This window comes from Burkholderia sp. PR2 (assembly GCF_052372875.1).
GTDB classification, from domain to species: domain Bacteria; phylum Pseudomonadota; class Gammaproteobacteria; order Burkholderiales; family Burkholderiaceae; genus Burkholderia; species Burkholderia diffusa.
This window is the reverse complement of sequence record NZ_JBQRWH010000004.1, coordinates 476,830-497,797: the sequence shown is the minus strand read 5'-3', so window position 1 is coordinate 497,797 and position 20,968 is coordinate 476,830. Positions and strand designations below refer to the sequence as shown.

The window sequence follows — 20,968 nt, the reverse complement described above, 5'->3', positions numbered from 1 at the left end:
ATCGGCCCGTGTTACAACTGCCCTGAGGCCGGTGCGCAGCGTTGCCCGCAGGCAACGGCGCACCGCACGATCAGGACATCAACGTCGCGAGCACGCTCGCCGCATCGCTCACTTCGAACTTGCCCGGCGCTTCGACGGCCAGCGTCTTGACCACACCGTCGTCGACCACCATCGCTTAGCGCAGGGAACGGATTCCCATGCCACGCGCGGACAAATCCTGCGTCAGCCCCAGCGCATGAGTGAAAGCAGCGCTGCCGTCCGCCATCATGCGCACCTTGCCCGCGGTGTGCAGATCACGTCCCCATGCGCCCATCACGAATGCGTCGTTGACGGACACGCACCAGAGCTCGTCGATGCCCGCCGAGCGCAGTTGCTCGGCGTGCTCGACATAGCCCGGCACATGCTGCGCCGAACAGGTCGGCGTGAACGCGCCCGGCAATCCGAAGATCACCACCCGCTTTCCCGCAACCTGATCGCGCACGCTGAAGGCATTCGGCCCCAGCGTGCAGCCTTCGCGCGCGTCGTCGATGAATTCGAACAGTTGCGCGTCGGGCAGCGCGTCGCCCACTTGAATCATGGCTGGTCCCTCATAGCGATACAGTTTTTCGGCGTATTGCGGACAGCACGTCCCATCCCGCTCCGCTCATGCGAAGAGGGCACGTTTCCCGGCCCGGCGTCGCATCCGACGCGGCCTGTCGTGGTCCGTGGCATCCGTCACGCCGGCGTTACCGCGGCAATCTCATCGATTGCGCCGCGGCTTCGCCTGTGTGTGCGTCGTCAGTCAGCCTGCTTGCGCAGGAAAGCCGGGATGTCGTACGTGTCGACACCCTTCTCCTGCAGCGCCTGCACGTGCGATGCCGCGGTTTCGCGCGAGTTGCGCCACACCGCCGGCGTATCGAGCGCGCCGTAGTCGGCCGTGCTGACGTGTTGCGGCTGCGCATAGCCGTGCGAGATCGCGCTGACCGGCTGGTTGTCGGTACCCGTGCGCAGCAGCGTCATCGGAGCCGATTGCTGCTTCTTCGCCGCACGGCCCAGACCCGTCGCCACGACCGTCACGCGCAGTGCATCGCCCATTGCGTCGTCGTACACCGCACCGAAGATCACCGTGGCGTCTTCCGCCGCGTAGCTCTTGATCGTGTTCATCACTTCGCGCGTTTCCGACAGGCGCAGCGAACGGCTCGACGTGATGTTGACCAGCACGCCGCGCGCGCCCGACAGATCGACGCCTTCGAGCAGCGGGCTCGCCACGGCCTGTTCCGCCGCGAGGCGTGCGCGATCGACGCCGGCGACCGTCGCCGTGCCCATCATCGCCTTGCCCTGCTCGCCCATCACCGTCTTCACGTCTTCGAAGTCGACGTTCACGAGGCCATCGACATTGATGATTTCAGCGATGCCTGCGACCGCGTTGTTCAACACGTCGTCCGCGCACTGGAAGCACTTGTCCATCTCGGCGTCATCGCCCATCACGTCGAACAGCTTGTCGTTCAGGACGACGATCAGCGAGTCGACGTGATCCTCCAGTTGCTGCGAGCCTGCTTCGGCGACGCGCATGCGCTTGCCGCCTTCGAATTCGAACGGCTTGCTGACGACACCCACCGTCAGGATGCCCATCTCCTTCGCGATCTGCGCGACCACCGGCGCCGCGCCCGTGCCCGTACCGCCACCCATGCCGGCCGTGATGAACACCATGTGCGCGCCACGCAGCGCGTCGGCGATGCGCTCACGCGCCTCTTCCGCCGCCGCCTTGCCCATTTCCGGCTTCGCGCCGGCGCCGAGGCCGGTGTTGCCGAGCTGGATCACGGACGGTGCGCGCGCGCGCGACAGCGCCTGTGCGTCGGTGTTCATCACGATGAAGTCGACGCCCTGCACGCCACGGTTGATCATGTGCTGAACGGCATTGCCGCCAGCGCCGCCAACGCCGACCACCTTGATGATGGTGCCGTTGGTTTCGGTTTCCAGCATTTCGAATTCCATTGTTGCCTCCGTCAAGAGAATAAAACTACTCGGCCGTTATTCGGCAGGAGATCGGGCAACCCCCTGTCGCGCGCCAGCCGCCGGCACCGGCGCGAATTTCGATTCGGTTCGTCCCCAAGAAAACGCCGGGCCGCCCCGGGTTTTCCTGGCCCCCTCGGGGGGCAGGCTCGGCATGCCGAGCCGTGGGGGTACTCAAAAATTGCTCAGGAACCATTCCTTCATCCGCGAGAAGATCTGCCCCGCGTTGCCGGACTGCACGGCGACCTTGCGACCGCGCATGCGCTGTGCGCTGCCTTCGACGAGCAGGCCCATCGCCGTCGAGTAGCGCGGATTGCGCACCACGTCGGCGAGGCCGCCTGCGTATTCCGGCGCGCCGATGCGCACCGGTTTCAGGAAAATGTCTTCGCCGAGCTCGACCATGCCCGGCATCATCGAAGCCCCGCCGGTAATGACCACGCCGGAGCTCAGCAGTTCTTCATAACCCGACTCGCGCACGACCTGCTGCACGAGCGAGAACAGTTCCTCGACGCGCGGCTCGATCACGGCCGCGAGCGCCTGGCGCGACAGCGTGCGCGGGCCGCGTTCGCCGAGGCCAGGCACTTCGACCATCTCGTCCGGATCGGCGAGCGCCTGCTTCGCGATCCCGTAGCCGACCTTGATGTCTTCCGCGTCCGGCGTCGGCGTGCGCAGCGCCATCGCGATGTCGCTCGTGATCTGGTCGCCGGCGATCGGAATCACCGCGGTATGGCGGATCGCGCCTTCGGCGAAGATCGCGATGTCGGTCGTGCCGCCGCCGATGTCGACCAGCACCACGCCGAGATCCTTCTCGTCTTCCGTCAGCACGGCCAGCGACGACGCGAGCGGCTGCAGGATCAGGTCGTTCACTTCCAGCCCGCAGCGGCGCACGCACTTGACGATGTTCTGCGCGGCACTGACCGCGCCCGTCACGATGTGCACCTTCACCTCGAGGCGGATGCCGCTCATCCCGATCGGCTCGCGCACGTCTTCCTGCCCGTCGATGATGAATTCCTGCGTGAGGATGTGCAGCACCTGCTGGTCGGTCGGGATGTTGATCGCCTTCGCGGTCTCGATCACACGCGCGACGTCGGTCTGCGTGACTTCCTTGTCCTTGATCGCGACCATCCCGCTCGAGTTGAAGCTGCGGATGTGGCTGCCGGCAATCCCCGTGAACACGTTGGTGATCTTGCAATCGGCCATCAGCTCGGCTTCCTCGAGCGCGCGCTGGATCGACTGCACGGTGGCCTCGATATTGACCACCACGCCCTTCTTCAGACCCTTCGATTCGCTCTGGCCGAGGCCGATCACCTCGTAATGGCCTTCGCCCTTCAGCTCGGCGACGATGGCCACCACCTTCGACGTGCCGATGTCGAGGGAAACCAGCAGATCCTTGTAGTCTTTGCTCATAAAGTGCTCTTGCGTGTGATCTCTCGTTACTTCTTGCGCTTGTCGGTATCGGTCAGGAACCGCATGCCTGCCGCACGAATCGCGAATCCGTTCGGATAACGCAGGTCCGCATACTCGATGTCGTTGCCCCAACGCTCCGTGACGGCCGGCCACGCGGCGACGAGGCGCTGGCTCCGGTCATGCAGGGTCTCGCTGGTGCGCTCCTTGCCCAGTTCGACCTGCATGCCGTTCGACAGCTTCACCGTCCACGCGTAGCGCGCCGACAGCGTCACTTCTTCCGGCGCCGCCTTCAGCGGCGCAAACCAGTTCGTGAAGTCGCGATACCGCGTGACGACTTCCTTCGCACTACCCTCCGGGCCGTCGAACGCCGGCAGTTCCTGGTCCAGTTCGCCCTGGTTCGCGGTGAACAGCTCGCCGTCGACGCTCACGAGCTGCGCGCTGCCCCAGGTCCCGAGCGGTTTGTACTCCTCGAGCGTGACAGCCAGCGCATTCGGCCACACCCGGCGCACGCTCGCGTGGCGCACCCACGGCATCTGCTCGAACGCGGCACGCGCCGTATCGAGATCGACCGTGAAGAAATTGCCCTTCAGCCGGCCGACCACGCCCGCACGCACCGTCGGCGTGTTGATGTGCTCGGTGTCGCCGTCGATCCGGATTTCGCGCAGCGCGAACGTCGGACGCTGGATCAGCCAGTAGCAGCCGGCCGCCGCCAACACGAGCAGCAACAGCGCGTACAGCGCGCTGGCGGCAAGGTTGAGTTGGCGAACGTTGTTCCACATACGTCGTTCCGTTCCTGCGTCAGTCGTTGAGCGTAAGCGACAGCACCTTCACGACCAGCTCCGAATAGCTGATGCCGATCGACCGCGCGGCCTTCGGCGGCAGCGAGTGGTCGGTCATCCCGGGGGCCGTGTTCACTTCCAGGAAATACGCGTTGCCGGCGGCATCGAGCATGAAGTCCGCGCGCCCCCAGTCGGTGCAGCCGAGCACGTCGAACGCGCGGCGCGCGATGCGCTTCAGTTCCGCTTCCTGTTCCGCCGGCAGCCCGCACGGAATCAGGTACTGCGTATCGTCGGCGACATACTTCGCGTGGTAGTCGTAGAACTCGCCGGCCGGCACGATCTTGATCAGCGGCAAGTCGAGATCGCCGGCGATGCACGCGGTGTATTCGCCGCCGCCTTCGATGCTCTTCTCGACGATCACGATCTTGTCGTGCGCCGCGGCTTCCGACAGTGCGGCGGGCAACGCGTCGGCCGTCTTCACCTTCAGCACCGCGACGCTCGAGCCTTCGCTCGCCGGCTTCACGAACAGCGGCAGGCCGAGCTTCGCGACGATATCCGCCGCGCGGGCCGCGTAGTCGTCGCCGCGCATCACCGTCTCGAACGGCGGCGTCGGCACGCCCGTCTGTTGCCATACGAGCTTCGTGCGGAACTTGTCGAGGCCGAGCGCCGAGCCGAGCACGCCGCTGCCCGTGTAGCGGATACCGTAGAAATCGAGCGCGCCCTGGATCTGGCCGTTCTCGCCGTAGCCACCATGCAGCGCGTTGAACGCGCGCACGAAGCCCTCGTCCTTCAGCGCCGACAGCGGCCGCTCGGCCGGGTCGAACGGATGCGCGTCGACGCCCGCGTCACGCAGGCCCTGCAGCACGAGACGGCCCGAGGTGAGCGACACCTCGCGCTCGGCGGATTCGCCACCGAACAACACCGCCACCTTGCCGAAACGTTTCGGATCGATCCCGCTCATGTCATGCCTTCTGTTGTGTGTGTTGCACGAGCTTCGCCGGCACGCCGCCGATCGAACCCGCGCCCATCGTGATCACCACGTCGCCGTTCTGCGCGACCCTGGCCAGTGCGTCCGGCACGTCGTCGACCGTCGCGACGAACACCGGGTCAACCTTGCCCACCGCGCGCAGCGCACGCGACAGCGCGTCGCCGTTGGCCGTCGCGATCGCCGCTTCGCCCGCGGCATAGACTTCCGTCAGCACCAGCGCGTCGACCGTCGACAGCACATTGACGAAGTCATCGAAACAGTCGCGCGTGCGCGTGTAGCGGTGCGGCTGGAACGCCAGCACGAGGCGGCGGCCCGGGAACGCGCCGCGCGCGGCCGCGATCGTCGCGGCCATCTCGACGGGGTGGTGGCCGTAGTCGTCGATCAGCGTGTAATGGCCGCCGTCCGCGCTCGGCACCTCGCCGTAGCGCTGGAAGCGTCGGCCGACGCCGTTGAATTCCTCCAGCGCCAGCTGGATCGCGTCGTCCGCCACGCCGAGATCGGTCGCGATCGCGATCGCCGCGAGCGCGTTCTGCACGTTGTGCAGGCCCGGCATGTTCAGCACCACCGCGAGCGGCGCGCGCCCTTCGCGAATCACCGTGAAATGCATGCGGCCGTCGCGCGCATCGATGTCTTCCGCGCGCACCTGCGCGTCCGGCGACAGCCCGTAGCGCACGACCGGCTTCGAGATGAACGGGATAATCTGCCGCACGTTCGGATCGTCGACGCACACCACCGCGCTGCCGTAGAACGGCAGGCGTTGCGTGAATTCGATGAACGCCTGCTTGAGCCGCGCGAAATCGTGGCCGTAGGTGTCCATGTGATCGGCGTCGATGTTCGTGATGACTTCGATCACCGGATACAGGTTCAGGAACGACGCGTCCGACTCGTCAGCCTCGGCGACGATGAAGTCGCCCGTGCCGAGCCGCGCGTTCGCGCCGGCGCTGATCAGCCGGCCGCCGATCACGAAAGTCGGGTCCAGCCCGCCCGCCGCGAGCACGCTCGCGACGAGGCTCGTCGTCGTGGTCTTGCCGTGCGTGCCGGCGATCGCGATCCCCTGCTTCAGGCGCATGAGTTCCGCGAGCATCACCGCGCGCTGCACGATCGGCACGCCCTGGTGGCGCGCGGCCAGCACTTCGGGGTTGTCCGAGCGCACGGCCGTCGACACGACGACCGCGTTCGCGCCCTCGATGTTCGCCGCGTCGTGCCCGATCGCGATCCGCGCGCCGAGCGCCGCGAGACGGTCGGTCACCGCGTTGCGCGACAGGTCGGAGCCGCTGACCTCGTAGCCGAGGTTGACGAGCACTTCGGCGATGCCGCTCATGCCCGCGCCGCCGATCCCGACGAAATGAATGTGTTTGACGATGTGTTTCATTGCAGTTGTTCCAGGTTCGCGCCGGCCACCTTCGCGCAGACGCGCGCGACTTCGTCGGTGGCCTCGGGCTTCGCCAGCGAGCGCGAACGCTCCGCCATGTCCGCGAGCGACACCCGCGACTGGCCGCGCAGCCAGTCGGCAAGCAGTTCCGCCGACAGGTCGCGTTGTTGCACCAGCACCGCCGCGCCCGCATCGGCGAGGAACGCGGCGTTGGTCGTCTGGTGGTCGTCGACCGCGTACGGGAACGGCACGAACAGCGCCGCCACGCCCACCGCCGCGATTTCCGATACCGTCATCGCGCCGGAGCGGCAGATCACGAGATCCGCCGCCGCGTACGCGGTCGCCATGTCGTCGATGAACGGCACGAGCCGCACGTCGTCGCCGCCGGCGAATCCGGCCGCTTCGTAATTCGCCTTCAGCGCCTCGATGTGCTTCGCGCCGGCCTGGTGCACGATGCGCGGGCGCTCGCCCGGCGCCAGCAGCGCCAGCGCGCGCGGCACGACTTCGTTCAGTGCGGCGGCGCCGAGACTGCCGCCGACGACCAGCACGTTCAGCGGACCGCTGCGCGATGCATAGCGTGCTTTGGGCGTTTCCGTGCGCGCAAGTTCCGCGCGAATCGGGTTGCCGGTCCATTCCGCGTACGGCAGTGCGCCGGGGAACGCGACGAGCACGCGTTTCGCGAATTTCGCGAGCACCTTGTTCGCGAGACCGGCGATCGAATTCTGTTCGTGCAGCACGAGCGGGCGGCCCGACAGCGCGGTCATCACGCCCGCCGGGAACGTGATGTAGCCGCCCATCCCGAGCACGACGTCCGGCCGCACGCGGCGCAGCGCGCCGAGACTCTGCCAGCATGCGCGCAGCAGGTTGAACGGCAGCGTCAGCTTGGTCTTCAGGCCCTTGCCGCGCAGTCCGCCGAAGCGCACGTATTCCATCGGGATGCCGTGCTTCGGCACGAGCGTCGCTTCCATCCCGGCCGGATTGCCGAGCCATACGACCCGCCAGCCCGCCGCTTCCATCCGGTGCGCGACGGCGAGCCCCGGGAACACGTGGCCCCCGGTGCCGCCTGCCATCACCATCAGCGTGCGTCGCGACGCGGTCATACCTTCCCTCCCCGCATCAGTACGCGATTTTCATAGTCGACCCGCAACAGCACCGCAAGCGCGACACAGTTCAGCAGGATGCCCGAGCCGCCGTAGCTCACGAGCGGCAGCGTCAGGCCCTTGGTCGGCAGCAGGCCGAGGTTCACGCCCATGTTGATGAACGTCTGCGCGCCGAACCAGATGCCGATGCCCTTCGCCATCAGGCCCGCGAACGTGCGGTCGAGCGCGAGCGCCTGACGGCCGATCTCGAACGCGCGGCGCACGATCCAGTAGAACAGCAGGATCACGACCAGCACGCCAACGAAGCCGAGTTCCTCGCCGATCACCGCGAGGATGAAGTCGGTATGCGCTTCGGGCAGGTAGTTCAGCTTCTCGACGCTGCCGCCGAGGCCGACGCCGAACCACTCGCCGCGGCCGAATGCGATCAGCGAGTGCGTGAGCTGGTATGCCTTGCCCTGCGCATAGCGCTCGTCCCACGGATCGAGGTAGGCGAAGATCCGCTCGCGACGCCACGGCGACAGCCATACGAGCATCGTGAAGGTGCCGACCGCCGTCGCCACCAGGCCGCCGAACAGCTTGCCGTTCACGCCGCCGAGAAACAGCACGCCCATCGCGATCGCGGCGACCACCATGAATGCGCCCATGTCCGGCTCGAGCAGCAGCAGCGCGCCGACGAGACCGACCGCGAACGCCATCGGCAGGAAGCCCTTCGCGAAGCTCTGCATGTACTCCTGCTTGCGCACCGTGTAGTTCGCCGCGTAGATCGTCACCGCGAGCTTCATGATTTCCGATGGCTGCATGTTCGTGATGCCGAGCGGAATCCAGCGGCGCGCACCGTTCACACCCTTGCCTACGTGCGGGATCAGCACGATCACGAGGCCGACCAGTGCGATCAGGAAGAGATGCGGCGCGTATTTGTCCCAGGTCGACACGGGCACGCGGAACGCGATCACCGCCGCGATGAACGCGACGACGAGCGACACGCAGTGGCGCATCAGGAACGCGTAGTCGTGATACGACGCGTATTTCGGCGAATCGGGCATCGCGATCGACGCCGAATACACCATCACGACGCCGAGCCCGAGCAGCGCGATCGCGACCCACAGCAGCGAGTAGTCGAAGTCGAGCATGCGCGAGCGGCTCGGCCGAACGCCGTTCACGACGCTCGCGAGGCCGCCGGTCGCGGCGCGCGTGGCCGACGCGACGCGGCCGCCGGCGGCATTGCCGCCGGCGTCGCGCCGGTCGTTGAAACGGGACACGAGGCGATCGGACCAGCTCATGGCGTCGCTCCTTTGTCGATGGCGATTTCATCCACCGCCGCGCGGAACACGTCCGCGCGATGGGCGTAGTTCCTGAACATGTCGAGGCTCGCGCACGCGGGCGACAGCAGCACCGCATCGCCCGGCTCGGCAAGATCGGCGGCGGCACGCACCGCGCCTTCGAGCGTCGCGTGGTCGGCGAGCGGCACACCGGTTTCGGCGAGCGTGTCGCGAATCGCCGGCGCATCGCGGCCGATCAGCATCACGGCACGGCACCAGCGCGCGACCGGCGCAACCAGCGGCGCGAAATCCTGGCCCTTGCCGTCGCCACCGGCGATCAGCACGATCTTCTGCGCGAGCCCGTCGAGCGCGGCCACCGTCGCGCCGACGTTCGTTCCCTTGCTGTCGTCGACGTAGTCCACGTCGTCGATCGTCGCGATCACTTCGACGCGATGCGCCTCGCCGCGATACTCGCGCAGCGCGTGCAGCAGCGGCGCGGCCGGCAGGTCGATCGCGCGTGCAAGCGCGAACGCGGCCAGCGCGTTCGCCGCGTTGTGCAGCCCGCGGATGCGCAGCGCGTCAGCCGGCATCAGGCGCTTCTGCGCGATGTCGGGCGTATGCGCGGCGTCGCGCTTGCGGCGACGGCTCGTCGTCTCGTCCGGCGCGTCGCGGTCGACCGCTTCGACCAGCCACGCAATGCCGTTGTCGCGCGACAGGCCGTAGTCGCCGTCCTGCGTCGGTTCGTTCAGGCCGAACGTGACCGTGCGCGCCGCATCGGCCGCGCCGGGGGCCGGTGCGAACTTCATCACGGCCGCATCGTCGCGATTGAGCACGCGCGTGGTCGTCGCGCCGAAGATCCGGCCCTTCGCGGCCGCATAGGCGTCGAAGCTGCCGTGCCAGTCGAGGTGATCCTGCGTGATGTTGAGGATCGCGGCCGCATCCGGCGCGAACGTGCGGGCCGTCTCGAGTTGGAAGCTCGACAGTTCGAGCACCCAGACGTCGGGCAGCGCCGTATCGTCGATCGCACCCGCGAGCCGGTCGAGCATCGCCGGGCTGATGTTGCCGGCGACGGCGACCTTCTTGCCCGAACGCTGGCACAGCAGGCCCGTGAGGCTCGTCGTCGTGGTCTTGCCGTTGGTGCCGGTGATCGCGAGCACCTTCGGCTGATAGCCGCTCGTGCCGAGCGCGCGCAGCGCCTGCGCGAAGAATTCGAGTTCGCCCCACACCGCGATCGCGCGCTCGTTCGCGGCCGCGATCAGCGCCGCCAGTGCCGGTTCGAGCGGCGACAGGCCGGGGCTCAGCCCGACGATCTCGACGCCGCCGTCGAGCAGCGCAGGCGTGAACGGGCCGCCGACGAACTCCGCATCGATGCCTTCGGCCTGCAGCGCGGCAAGGTTCGGCGGCGCCTCGCGGGTATCGGCAATACGCAGCCGGCACCCGTGCCTCGCGCACCATCGCGCGATCGCGAGACCCGATTCCCCGAGCCCCAGTACGAGCACCATCGGCCGCTGCCGATCTCCAAACATCTCGCCAGACATCCTTGTTACCTTTCCTTTACCGCAGCTTGAGGGTGGACAGACCGAACAGGCACAGCATCAGCGTGATGATCCAGAAACGCACCACCACCTGCGTTTCCTTCCAGCCGGACAATTCGAAATGGTGATGCAGCGGTGCCATCTTCAGCAGGCGCCGCCCTTCGCCGTAACGCTTCTTCGTGTACTTGAACCACGACACCTGCAGCATCACCGACAGTGTTTCCGCGACGAAGATGCCACCCATGATGAACAGCACGATTTCCTGGCGCACGATCACCGCGACCGTGCCGAGCGCGCCGCCGAGCGCCAGCGCGCCGACGTCGCCCATGAACACCTGCGCGGGGTGCGTGTTGTACCAGAGGAACGCGAGCCCTGCCCCGCCCATCGCGGAACAGAAGATCAGCAATTCACCGGCGCCCGGGATGTGCGGGAACAGCAGATATTTCGAATAGACCGAGCTGCCCATCACGTACGCGAACACACCGAGCGACGCGCCGACCAGCACGACCGGCATGATCACGAGACCGTCGAGGCCGTCGGTCAGGTTCACCGCATTGCTCGCGCCGACGATCACGAAGTAGGTCAGCACGATGAAGCCCCACACGCCCAGCGGGTAGCTGATCGACTTCAGGAACGGCAGCATCAGGTCGGCGCGCGCCGGCAGCCCCATCGACAGGCCGCTCCTCACCCATGCCATGAACAGGTCGAACACGCGGACGTTGTTCGCTTCGGACACGCTGAAGGCGAGGTAGACGGCTGCGAACAGCCCGATCACCGACTGCCAGAAATACTTCTCGCGCGACGACATCCCGCGCGGGTCCTTGTGGACGACCTTGCGGTAATCGTCGACCCAGCCGATCACGCCGAAACCGAACGTGACGAGCATCACGATCCAGATGAAACGGTTCGTCAGGTCGCCCCACAGCAGCGTCGCGACCGCGATGCCGATCAGGATCAGCACGCCGCCCATCGTCGGCGTGCCGGACTTGACCAGGTGCGTCTGCGGGCCGTCCTTGCGCACGGCCTGACCAACCTTCATTTGCGTCAGCTTGCGGATCACCCACGGTCCGCACACGAGCCCGATCCCCAGCGCGGTGATGGTGGCCATCACCGCACGGAACGTGAGGTACGTGAACAAGCGCAAAAAGCTTGCGTCTCCTTGCAGCCATTGCGCCAGCGCCAGCAGCATGCTTCCTTCCTTCTACTCAGTGTGCAGCGGGCACCGTGCCCGCCGCGGGTTGTTTCGTCAGCGCGTCGACCACGCGCTCCATCTTCATGTACCGCGAGCCCTTCACGAGCACCGTCGCCTGCGCGCCGTAGCCCGCAGCGAGCAGTGCCGTCACCAGCGCGCCGACGTCATCGAAATGGCGGGCCGTGTCGCCGTACGCGGTACAAGCATCGCGCGACGCGTCGCCGTGTGCGAACAGCGCATCGATGCCGCGCTCGCGCGCATACGCGCCGATCTCCCGGTGAAATGCCGGGCCTTCGTCGCCCACCTCGCCCATGTCGCCGATCACCAGCACGCGCGGCTCAGGTTGCGCGGCCAGCACGTCGATCGCCGCGCGCATCGAATCGGGGTTCGCGTTGTAGGTGTCGTCGACGACCGTCGCGCCCGCGAGGCTGCCGACGACCGCTCGCCGGACCTGCAAGCGGCCTTTGACCGGCTCGAACGATTCGAGCCCCTGCTTGATCGCGGCCAGCTCGATACCGGCCGCGAGTGCCGCGGCCGTTGCCGCCAATGCGTTGCGTGCGTTGTGCTCGCCGAGCGCGCGCAGCCGCACCGTCACTGGGCCGGACGGCGTGTCGATTGCAAGCTCGCCGCCGTGCAAACGGCCCGTGACCTGCGCTTCGACCTGTCGTTCGGCGTCGTGCAGCGCGAAATCGAGAATCCGATTGCCGGTCGCCGCGACACGCCAGATACCGGCGTACGCATCGTCGGCCGGAAACACCGCGACGCCGTCCGGCGTCAGCGCGTGGATCACGGCCGCGTGTTCGAGCGCGACCGCCTCGACCGTCGCCATGAATTCCTGGTGTTCGCGCTGCGCATTGTTGACGAGCGCAACGGTCGGCGCCGCGAGGCGCGCGAGAACTTCGGTCTCGCCCGGGTGATTCATCCCGAGCTCGATCACCGCGACGCGATGTGCGCCCGACAGGCGCAGCAGCGTCAGCGGCACGCCGATGTCGTTGTTCAGGTTGCCGGCCGTCGCCAGCCGCGCGTCGGCGCCGACTGCAGCCGCAAAGATCGACGCGATCATTTCCTTGACAGTCGTCTTGCCGTTGCTGCCCGTCACCGCGACGAGCGGCACCGCGAAGCGCTTGCGCCAGCCGTGCGCGAGTGCGCCGAGCGCGGCACGCGTTTCACCGCCCTCGATGACCGGCATCGCGAGGCCCGCTGGCGCGTGCGCGACGAGCGCCGCGGCTGCGCCGCGCGCGGCCACGTCGCCGAGGAAGTCGTGCGCGTCGAAGCGCTCGCCCTTCAACGCGACGAACAGGTCGCCCGGACCGACCGTGCGGCTGTCCGTCGACACGCGCTCGAACGTGGTGTCCGAATCGCCGCGTACGGTGGCGCCGGGAATCAGGCGCGCGGCTTCGCCGAGACTGAGCATCGTCATTCGCCGCCTCCCTTGCCGTGCGTCGCGCGTGCCGCAAGCGCGAGCCGCGCGTGATCCTGATCGGAGAACGTGCGCTTCTTGCCCATGATTTCCTGCGTCGCCTCGTGCCCCTTGCCGGCCAGCACGACGACATCCTCGCGGGCCGCGCCGCGCACGGCCTGCAGGATCGCGCTCGCGCGATCCTCGATGCGGCGAGCGCGATCGGGCGCGGTCATCCCCGCGATGACCTGATCGATGATGCGCTGCGGATCCTCGCTGCGCGGATTGTCGCTCGTGACGACGACTTCGTCGGCGAGCCGCTCGGCGATCGCGCCCATCAGCGGGCGCTTCGTCGCATCCCGATCGCCGCCGCAGCCGAACATGCAGACGAGCCGCCCACCGCGCGCCGCCGCGATCGGGCGCAACGCGTCGAGCGTCTTGTCGAGCGCATCGGGCGTATGCGCGTAGTCGATCACGACCAGCGGTTCGTCGTTCTGCAGCCGGCCGCCAAGGCGCTGCATGCGCCCGTTGACGGACTCGAGACGCGCAATCTCCGCGACGGCCGCGTCGAACGACACGTCGGCCGCAAGCAGCGAGCCGAGCACCGCGAGCAGGTTGCTGACGTTGAACGTGCCGAGCGTGCCGACCTCGACGTCCGCGTCGCCCCACGACGAGCGCAGACGGAAGGCCGTGCCCGTCGTGGTCGCGCGCACGTCGAGCGCGACCAGTTCGCGATCGGCGTCGGCCGCCTGCGCGTCGCCGATCCCGTATGCGATCGTGCGCACGCGGCCGGCCAGCTTGTCGAGCAGGCGGCGGCCGGCTTCGTCGTCGCGATTGACGACCGCTGCGCGCAGACCGCGCCACGCGAACAGCTTCGACTTCGCGGCTTCGTACGCGTCGAACGTGACGTGATAGTCGAGGTGATCCTGCGTGAGGTTCGTGAAGACGGCGATGTCGAATGCCGTGCCGTTCACGCGCCCCTGATGCAATGCGTGCGACGAGACTTCCATCGCGACGGCTTTCGCGCCCGCGTCGTGCAGTTGCGCGAGGCTCCGCTGCAGTTGCGGCGCGTCCGGCGTCGTGAAGCCGGTCGGCACCAGTTGCCCCGGCATGCCGCTGCCGAGCGTGCCGATCAGCGCGCACGGCTGGTGCAGCGCCGTCAGCGCGGCCGCGATCCATTGGGTGCAGGACGTCTTGCCGTTGGTGCCGGTCACGCCGATGGCGAGCAGGCTGTCGCTCGGGTCGCCGTACCAGCCGCTGGCGATCTCGCCGGCCAGTTGGTCGAGCGCCGGCACCGCGAGTGCGACGGGTACGGCCGGTGCGGCTTCGAGACCTTCCGGCTGATACAGCACGGCGGCCGCGCCGCGCGCGACGGCATCGGAAATGAAGGCGCGATTGTCTGCCCCGTCGACCGCATAGCCGAGGAACACGTCGCCAGCCTGCAGGCTGCGCGTGTCGGCATGCAGTTGCGCCGCGGGGGCCACATGCTGGCGCAGCCACGCAAGCGCGGCCGCGATCTGCTGATGCGCCGGATGGGAACTGCGAGCGGCGCTCATCGAACAACTCCTGGTGAATTACGTGTCGTGCTGGATACGATCATATGCTTCGCACCGCCGCCCGCGGCGAGCTTTTGCGGGCCCGTCGCGGCGGGCGCGCCGGGCGCGTCGTCGGACACGACGAGCTGCTTGATCGGCATGTTCGGCGGCACGTTCAGCGCGCGCATCGTATCGCCCGCGATCGCCGAGAATACGGGGCCGGACACCTGGCCGCCGAAGTGGCTGCCGGCGGTCGGTTCGTCGACCGACACGGCGACGACGATGCGCGGGTTCGGCATCGGCGCCATGCCGACGAACGACGCGCGGTACTTGCGCGTGTAGCCGTGGCCTTCGTGCTTGTAAGCGGTGCCGCTCTTGCCGCCGACGCGATAACCCGGCACGGCCGCATCGGGCGACGTGCCGCCCGGCGCCACCACCGTTTCGAGCATCGCACGCACCTCGCGCGCGGTGGTCGGGTTGAACACCTGCGTACCCACGACCGGCTGGTTGGGGTCGGTCTTGAAAATGGTCACGGGCATCAGCTCGCCGTCATGCGCGATCGCCGTGTATGCGCGCGCGAGCTGGAACAGCGACACCGACAGGCCGTAGCCGTACGACATCGTCGCCTGCTCGATGCGACGCCAGCTCTTCCACGGACGCAGGCGGCCGGCCACCGCGCCCGGGAACCCGACCTTCGGCGCCTGGCCGAGGCCGATGCTCGTATACATATTCCACATTTCCTCGGGCCGCATCGTCATCGCGATCTTCGTCGCGCCGATGTTGCTCGACTTCTGGATCACGCCGCCGACCGTCAGCGTGCCGAAACCCGCGTCGTCGGTGATCGGTGCGCCGTCGAGCACGAAATGCCCGTTGCCCGTCTCGACGAGCGTATTCGGCGTCACGCGGTGCAGGTCGAGCGCGAGCGACACCGTAAACGGCTTCATGATCGACCCCGGCTCGAACACGTCGGTCATGATCCGGTTGCGCAACTGCTCGCCCGTCATGCGCGAGCGGTCGTTCGGGTTGTACGTCGGGTAGTTGACGAGCGCCAGCACCTCGCCGGTGCGCACGTCGACGACCATCGCAGCGCCGGCCTTCGCCTTGAACTTCTCGACGGCGGCCTTCAGGTTCGCATACGCGATGTACTGGATCTTGCTGTCGATCGACAGGTCGACGTCCGTCCCGTTGTGCGGCGGAATCTGTTCGGCGACGTCCTCGACGATGTGCCCCATCCGGTCCTTGATCACGCGGCGCACGCCGGACGTGCCGGACAGCATCTTCTGGTCGCCGAGTTCGACGCCCTCCTGCCCTTCGTCCTCGACGTTCGTGAAGCCGATCAGGTGAGCGGTAATCTCGCCTTCCGGATAGAAGCGCTTGTATTCATTGCGCTGATAGATACCGGGAATGTCGAGCGCGGCGACCTTGTCCGCGACGTCGATCGGCACCTGGCGCTTTACGTAGACGAAACCCTTGTCTTGCGACAGCTTCACGCGCAGTTCCTTCGGCGTCATGCCGAGGAGCTTGCCGAGCTGGTTGACCTTGCCGGCGTCGAGATCGTCCGGCACGGCGTCCGGAATTGCCCAGATCGCGCGCACGGGCAGGCTCGTCGCGAGCACGAGCCCGTTACGGTCGAGGATCTTGCCGCGCGTTGCCGGCAGCTCGATCGTGCGCTGATAGCGGCTCTCGCCCTGCTTCTGGTAGAACGCGTTGCCGGGCCCCTGGATCCAGAACGCCCGCGCAGCGAGCGCGACGAACGCCATGAACAGCAGGAACACGACGAGTTTCGAGCGCCACATCGGCAGGTGCACGCCGAGCACGGGGCTCGACGAGAACTTCACGTCCTGGCGCTTTTGCGACGGCTTCATCGCGCGCCTCCGTTGCCCTTGCTGGCCGTATCGGCCGACGCGGGAATCGGCGCGTCGATCGCCTTCGCGGCGCCCGGCGGCAGCGTCAGGTACTGGGTGCGGCCCGTCGTGATCGGCTGCATCTTCAGCGAATCGTTCGCGAGCTGCTCGATGCGGGACGTCTTGGACAGCGCGCTCTGCTGATATTGAAGCTGCGCGTAGTCCTGCTGGAGCTGACGCTCCTGCGACTGCGCGCGCTGCAGCTGGATGAAGATCTGGCGCTGCTGGTTCGTCGAGTTGACGACCGACAGCGCACAGCCCATCACGATGATCAGCAGGAAGATGTTGAAGCGGCTCATGGCGTGACGCGCTCCGCGATGCGCATCACGGCCGACCGGGCGCGCGGATTCGCGGCAACTTCCGCCTCGCTCGGGAATTGACGACTGATGATCTTGAGCGGCGGGCTCGGGAGGTCGACGGCACGGATCGGCAGGCGACGATCGACGGCAGGCGCACTCGCGTGCGCCTGCATGAATCGCTTGACGATCCGGTCCTCGAGTGAATGAAAGCTGATGACCACCAGCCGCCCCCCTTGCTCCAGCAAAGACAATGCCGCGTCTAGTACGACTTGCAGGTCCGCAAGCTCTTGATTGACGTGAATCCGTATAGCCTGAAAGGTGCGGGTTGCCGGATCCTTGCCCTTCTCACGGGTTTTGACGACGTTACCCACGATTTGGGCAAGCTCGCCCGTGGTGTCGAGAGGCCCAAGACGGTCGGACTCTGCCCGGCGAGCAACAAGCGCCTTTGCAATCTGAAAAGCAAACCGTTCTTCCCCATAATCCCGTATCACCTCCGTCAATTCCTGCACCGAAGCGCGCGCGAGCCATTCGGCCGCCGACTCGCCGCGCGTCGGATCCATTCGCATGTCCAGCGGGCCATCCGCGCGAAAGCTGAAGCCGCGCGCCGGATCGTCCACCTGCGGCGAGGACACGCCCAGGTCCAGCAACACACCCGACACCTTCTCGACACCGCGCGCCGCAAGCGCGTCGCGCATCGATGCAAAGCTGTCATGCACGATCGAGAAGCGCCCATCCTCGATGCGCTGCGCCGTCTCGATCGCCCTCGGATCCTTGTCGAACGCGATCAGCCGGCCGGCCGGCGCCAGCCGCGCGAGCACCGCGCGGCTATGACCGCCGCGCCCGAACGTGCCGTCGACATAAATGCCGTCCGGCCGCGTCACGAGCGAGTCGACCGCTTCGTCCAACAGTACGGTCCGATGCTGCAATTCGTTTCCCATCGCGGGCGTCTCCGTCACCGCAATCAGAACGTGAAGTTCTTCAGCGCGTCGGGCATGCCCTGCGCCATCGCTGCCTGCTCCTTCGCGATGTAGGTCTGCGAATCCCACAGCTCGAAGTGACTACCCATTCCCAACAACATGACTTCCTTTTCCAGTCCGGCCGCCATCCGCAGCTCGGGCGATACGAGAATCCGGCCTGCGCTGTCGAGATCGACATCCATCGCATTGCCGAGAAAAATTCGCCGCCACCAATGAGCGTCCATCGGCAGCGCGGCGATCTTGGCGCGGAACACTTCCCATTCGGGGCACGGAAACAGCAACAGGCAGCCGTCCGGGTGCTTGGTCACAGTCACCCGTCCTTCTGCCTGTCCTTGCAGCGCTTCGCGATAGCGAGCCGGCACCGACATCCGCCCTTTCGCATCGAGCGTCAGCGCCGACGCCCCTTGGAACACTTTCCGCTCTCCCGTTCAGGGCACCGAAGCACCCGCTCAATGCTCAAGAATTTAGCCGGAATAGCCCGCCAAATCACACAAAAATACACTTTCTCACACTGTCTCCCACTTTAGTGGAAGGGTTTGGCACGGTCAAGGGAGCGGCCCGGTTTTTTGACGAATTTTGTTAGTTAGAACAAGGACTTACGCGCGCATGCTCATGCGGCCCTTCATGCTAAAAATCGTTATAAATGAATGAGCTAGTGCAACTTGTGAAGGTGATACGTGAGAAAGGCGGGCCAGACTGGCGTGCGGACGGGGCTTTCGGGGGCGGGAAAACGCGGAAAAAACGGGCGGTATCGGGAACGGCGGACCAGGGCGACGTCACACGCCGCCCCGGCCCGAATGTCAGAGATAGTATGCAGTGCTCGTCATGACTTTCGATGCGGCGCGCATCAGCATCCGTGCGGGCAGCGGCAGCTCGATCCCGCCGGCATCGGTCGCGGCCTTGCCGTGCTTCACCTCGTCGAGCCGCATCTGCTCGACGATCGCACGAGACGCCGTGTCGGTCGCCGGCAGCTCGGACAGGTGCCCGTCGAGATGGCTCTCGACCTGGCGCTCCGTCTCCGCCATGAAGCCGAGGCTGACCTTGTCGCCCAGCGTTCCGGCAACGACGCCGATCGCGAGCGCGCCAGCGTACCACAGCGGGTTGAGCAGGCTCGGACGCGAATCGAGTTCCTTCAGCCGATGCGCGGTCCACGCGAGATGATCCTCCTCCTCGCGCGCGGCTTCCTCGAACATCGCCTTCGACGACGACGAGCGCGCGGTCAGCTTCTGCGCCTGATAAAGCGCCTGCGCGCAGACCTCGCCGACGTGGTTCACGCGCATCAGCCCGGCGGCATGCGTACGCTCCGCGGGCGTCAGTTCGCCGGCCGGCGGCTCCGCCGGCGCAGGCACCGGGCGGCTCATCCGGCTAATGCCGGTCAGCGATCGCAGGCCGCGATCGAATTCGCTGATCAATTCATCCAACACCATCCTGTTCTCCTGGCTGCGTGTGCTGCCGCGGGCGGCAAAGGCACGTGCTCCGCTGCGTAACCGACTTGATTATTCAGCGGAAATTGCGGTTAACCCGTGATTTTAACCATTGTTGCATAAAGGAAACATGGCAGCCTTGCGCCAAGGCATTTCGCTTTGTCGGAAAAATCGGCTTTGCTACATTACGTGCGACTTCTTGCGAAGTTGATGGGGCCCGTCAACACAACATAACTATCCGCCCCGCCAAAAAAATTCAGTGATTCTTGGAGATCCGTTAATGAAAAAGTCGCTTCTCGCGCTCGTCGCGCTGGGCGCGTTTGCTGGCGCAGCTCATGCGCAAAGCAGCGTGACGCTCTACGGCATCATCGATGAAGGCTTCATCTTCAACAACAACGCCAAGGGCGGCCACCTGTACGGTCTGGCAAGCGGCGTGATGCAAGGCAGCCGCTTCGGCCTGCGCGGCACCGAAGATCTGGGCAGCGGCCTGAAGGCGATCTTCGTGCTCGAAAACGGTTTTGACGTCAACTCCGGCAAGCTGGGCCAGGGCGGCCTGATGTTCGGCCGCCAGGCTTACGTCGGCCTGTCGAGCCAGTACGGTACGGTCACGCTGGGTCGCCAGTACGACTCCGTCGTCGACTTCGTCGGCCCGCTCGAGGCAGGCGACCAGTGGGGCGGCTACATCGCTGCTCACCCGGGCGACCTCGACAACTTCAACAACGCATACCGTGTGAACAACGCGGTCAAGTACACGAGCCCGACCTACGGCGGCTTCTCGTTCGGCGGCCTGTACAGCTTCGGCGGTCAAGCCGGCCAGTTCTCGAAGAACCAGGTCTGGTCGCTTGGCGCGGGTTACAACAACGGCCCGCTGGTGTTGGGTGTCGGCTACTTGAACGCACGCACGCCGGCGAACTTCGGCGGCATGTTCAACACCGGCGCGTCGGCTGCGGCGACGGCCGTGTCGTCGCCGGTCTACGGGGCATATGCGAACAGCGCGAACACGTACCAGGTCATCGGTGCGGGCGGTGCGTACACGTTCGGCGCAGCGACGATCGGCGCGACGTACTCGAACACGAAGTTCAAGGGCTTCTCGGTCGGTCCGTTCGTGAACCAGACCGCGACGTTCAACAACGGCGAAATCAACTTCAAGTATCAGCTGACCCCGGCGCTGATCGTCGGCGCGGCGTATGACTACACGCAAGGCAGCAAGATCGACGGCAACTCGGCAGCCAAGTACCACCAAGGCTCGCTGGGCGTCGACTACTTCCTGTCCAAGCGCACGGACGTCTACGTGATCGGTGTGTACCAGCATGCGTCGGGCAACACGCTCGATTCGGCAGGCAACGTCGTTCAGGCACATGCGTCGATCAACGGTCTCGACCCGTCGAGCACCAGCAACCAGGTCGCAGCGCGCGTCGGCATCCGTCACAAGTTCTAATCAGCTTGCCTGACAAGCCGCAGCATATTGAAGGCGCCTTCGGGCGCCTTTTTCTTTTGCGGCTGCGAAGCGGTGAGCGGAGAACAGGACGATCGCCGGACGGCCCGCTCACGGCGGCGAACCGGCCCCTACGCCTCATCGACGTGAATGCCACCGCTGCCGGCGGGCAGCATGCGTCGTGGTATCGCGCGATGCGAATCGCGAATCGCGGATCGCGGCCGCCGCCGGCGATCCAGTCGAGCCGCTCCGTCAGCCACGGCGCATCCCGGTAGAACGCGTGCCGTTCCTGCGACCGTCGGACCTCGGCGCGGCAACCTCGGTGCCGACACCACGAATAAAAATGCCCGGCATTGGCCGGGCTCGTTCGT

17 protein-coding genes and 1 pseudogene are annotated in these 20,968 nt (G+C 66.5%); 1 reads left to right on the top strand and 17 read right to left on the bottom strand.

Annotated elements, in window-relative coordinates:
• Nucleotides 1–70 precede the first annotated feature (70 nt).
• The 17 genes and pseudogenes from ACT2FV_RS19495 to coq7 all read right to left on the bottom strand — a co-directional run bounded on the left by ACT2FV_RS19495 (nt 71) and on the right by coq7 (nt 19,165).
• Nucleotides 71–577, bottom strand: a pseudogene (locus tag ACT2FV_RS19495) (peroxiredoxin).
• 200 nt (nt 578–777) lie between these two features.
• Nucleotides 778–1,974 carry a cell division protein FtsZ gene (gene ftsZ / locus ACT2FV_RS19490; protein WP_059608169.1) on the bottom strand — a complete coding sequence of 399 codons (1,197 nt, stop codon included), beginning with the start codon at nt 1,972–1,974 and terminating at the stop codon, nt 778–780.
• A gap of 192 nt (nt 1,975–2,166) precedes the next feature.
• The gene (gene ftsA / locus ACT2FV_RS19485; protein WP_006752447.1) at nt 2,167–3,399 is read right to left on the bottom strand and encodes a cell division protein FtsA; all 1,233 of its coding nucleotides are present in this window, start codon (nt 3,397–3,399) and stop codon (nt 2,167–2,169) included.
• Nucleotides 3,400–3,425: 26 nt separating this feature from the next.
• Nucleotides 3,426–4,178, bottom strand: a complete 753-nt coding sequence (locus tag ACT2FV_RS19480; protein WP_057926855.1) for a cell division protein FtsQ/DivIB — start codon at nt 4,176–4,178, stop codon at nt 3,426–3,428.
• 19 nt (nt 4,179–4,197) lie between these two features.
• Complete coding sequence (locus ACT2FV_RS19475) at nt 4,198–5,139, bottom strand: D-alanine--D-alanine ligase (protein ID WP_059608168.1); 942 nt, start codon at nt 5,137–5,139, stop codon at nt 4,198–4,200.
• A 1-nt stretch (nt 5,140) separates the two neighbouring features.
• Nucleotides 5,141–6,538 carry a UDP-N-acetylmuramate--L-alanine ligase gene (murC, locus tag ACT2FV_RS19470; RefSeq protein WP_059608167.1) on the bottom strand — a complete coding sequence of 466 codons (1,398 nt, stop codon included), beginning with the start codon at nt 6,536–6,538 and terminating at the stop codon, nt 5,141–5,143.
• On the bottom strand, nt 6,535–7,638 hold the full coding sequence (gene murG, locus ACT2FV_RS19465; RefSeq protein WP_444504621.1) for an undecaprenyldiphospho-muramoylpentapeptide beta-N-acetylglucosaminyltransferase: 1,104 nt from the start codon (nt 7,636–7,638) through the stop codon (nt 6,535–6,537). The genes murC and murG overlap by 4 nt, the downstream gene beginning before the upstream one ends.
• Nucleotides 7,635–8,918, bottom strand: coding sequence for a putative lipid II flippase FtsW (gene ftsW / locus ACT2FV_RS19460; RefSeq protein WP_059528582.1), 1,284 nt, complete (start codon nt 8,916–8,918; stop codon nt 7,635–7,637). Before ftsW ends, murG begins: the two co-directional genes overlap by 4 nt.
• Nucleotides 8,915–10,423: a UDP-N-acetylmuramoyl-L-alanine--D-glutamate ligase gene (murD, locus tag ACT2FV_RS19455; RefSeq protein ID WP_175815284.1), complete on the bottom strand. Its 1,509-nt coding sequence runs from the start codon at nt 10,421–10,423 to the stop codon at nt 8,915–8,917. The genes ftsW and murD overlap by 4 nt, the downstream gene beginning before the upstream one ends.
• A 28-nt stretch (nt 10,424–10,451) precedes the next feature.
• Nucleotides 10,452–11,621: a phospho-N-acetylmuramoyl-pentapeptide-transferase gene (gene mraY, locus ACT2FV_RS19450; RefSeq protein WP_059681765.1), complete on the bottom strand. Its 1,170-nt coding sequence runs from the start codon at nt 11,619–11,621 to the stop codon at nt 10,452–10,454.
• Between the two features lie 16 nt (nt 11,622–11,637).
• A complete protein-coding gene (locus tag ACT2FV_RS19445) occupies nt 11,638–13,044 on the bottom strand; it encodes a UDP-N-acetylmuramoyl-tripeptide--D-alanyl-D-alanine ligase (protein WP_226113442.1) in 1,407 nt (468 codons plus the stop codon).
• Nucleotides 13,041–14,579, bottom strand: a complete 1,539-nt coding sequence (locus ACT2FV_RS19440; protein ID WP_444504620.1) for a UDP-N-acetylmuramoyl-L-alanyl-D-glutamate--2,6-diaminopimelate ligase — start codon at nt 14,577–14,579, stop codon at nt 13,041–13,043. Before ACT2FV_RS19440 ends, ACT2FV_RS19445 begins: the two co-directional genes overlap by 4 nt.
• Nucleotides 14,576–16,423, bottom strand: coding sequence for a peptidoglycan D,D-transpeptidase FtsI family protein (locus tag ACT2FV_RS19435; protein ID WP_124624691.1), 1,848 nt, complete (start codon nt 16,421–16,423; stop codon nt 14,576–14,578). The genes ACT2FV_RS19440 and ACT2FV_RS19435 overlap by 4 nt, the downstream gene beginning before the upstream one ends.
• Nucleotides 16,420–16,761 (bottom strand): cell division protein FtsL, encoded by a 342-nt coding sequence (gene ftsL / locus ACT2FV_RS19430; RefSeq protein WP_124624687.1) that lies wholly within the window; start codon nt 16,759–16,761, stop codon nt 16,420–16,422. Before ftsL ends, ACT2FV_RS19435 begins: the two co-directional genes overlap by 4 nt.
• Nucleotides 16,758–17,699, bottom strand: a complete 942-nt coding sequence (gene rsmH / locus ACT2FV_RS19425) for a 16S rRNA (cytosine(1402)-N(4))-methyltransferase RsmH (RefSeq protein WP_059608159.1) — start codon at nt 17,697–17,699, stop codon at nt 16,758–16,760. Before rsmH ends, ftsL begins: the two co-directional genes overlap by 4 nt.
• Nucleotides 17,700–17,722: 23 nt before the next feature.
• Nucleotides 17,723–18,151 (bottom strand): division/cell wall cluster transcriptional repressor MraZ, encoded by a 429-nt coding sequence (mraZ, locus tag ACT2FV_RS19420; RefSeq protein WP_039224371.1) that lies wholly within the window; start codon nt 18,149–18,151, stop codon nt 17,723–17,725.
• Nucleotides 18,152–18,538: 387 nt separating this feature from the next.
• A complete protein-coding gene (gene coq7 / locus ACT2FV_RS19415; RefSeq protein WP_059608158.1) occupies nt 18,539–19,165 on the bottom strand; it encodes a 2-polyprenyl-3-methyl-6-methoxy-1,4-benzoquinone monooxygenase in 627 nt (208 codons plus the stop codon).
• 277 nt (nt 19,166–19,442) lie between these two features.
• Between coq7 and ACT2FV_RS19410 the strand changes: the two genes are divergently transcribed.
• Complete coding sequence (locus ACT2FV_RS19410; protein ID WP_124624679.1) at nt 19,443–20,600, top strand: porin; 1,158 nt, start codon at nt 19,443–19,445, stop codon at nt 20,598–20,600.
• The last annotated feature ends 368 nt before the right edge of the window (nt 20,601–20,968 follow it).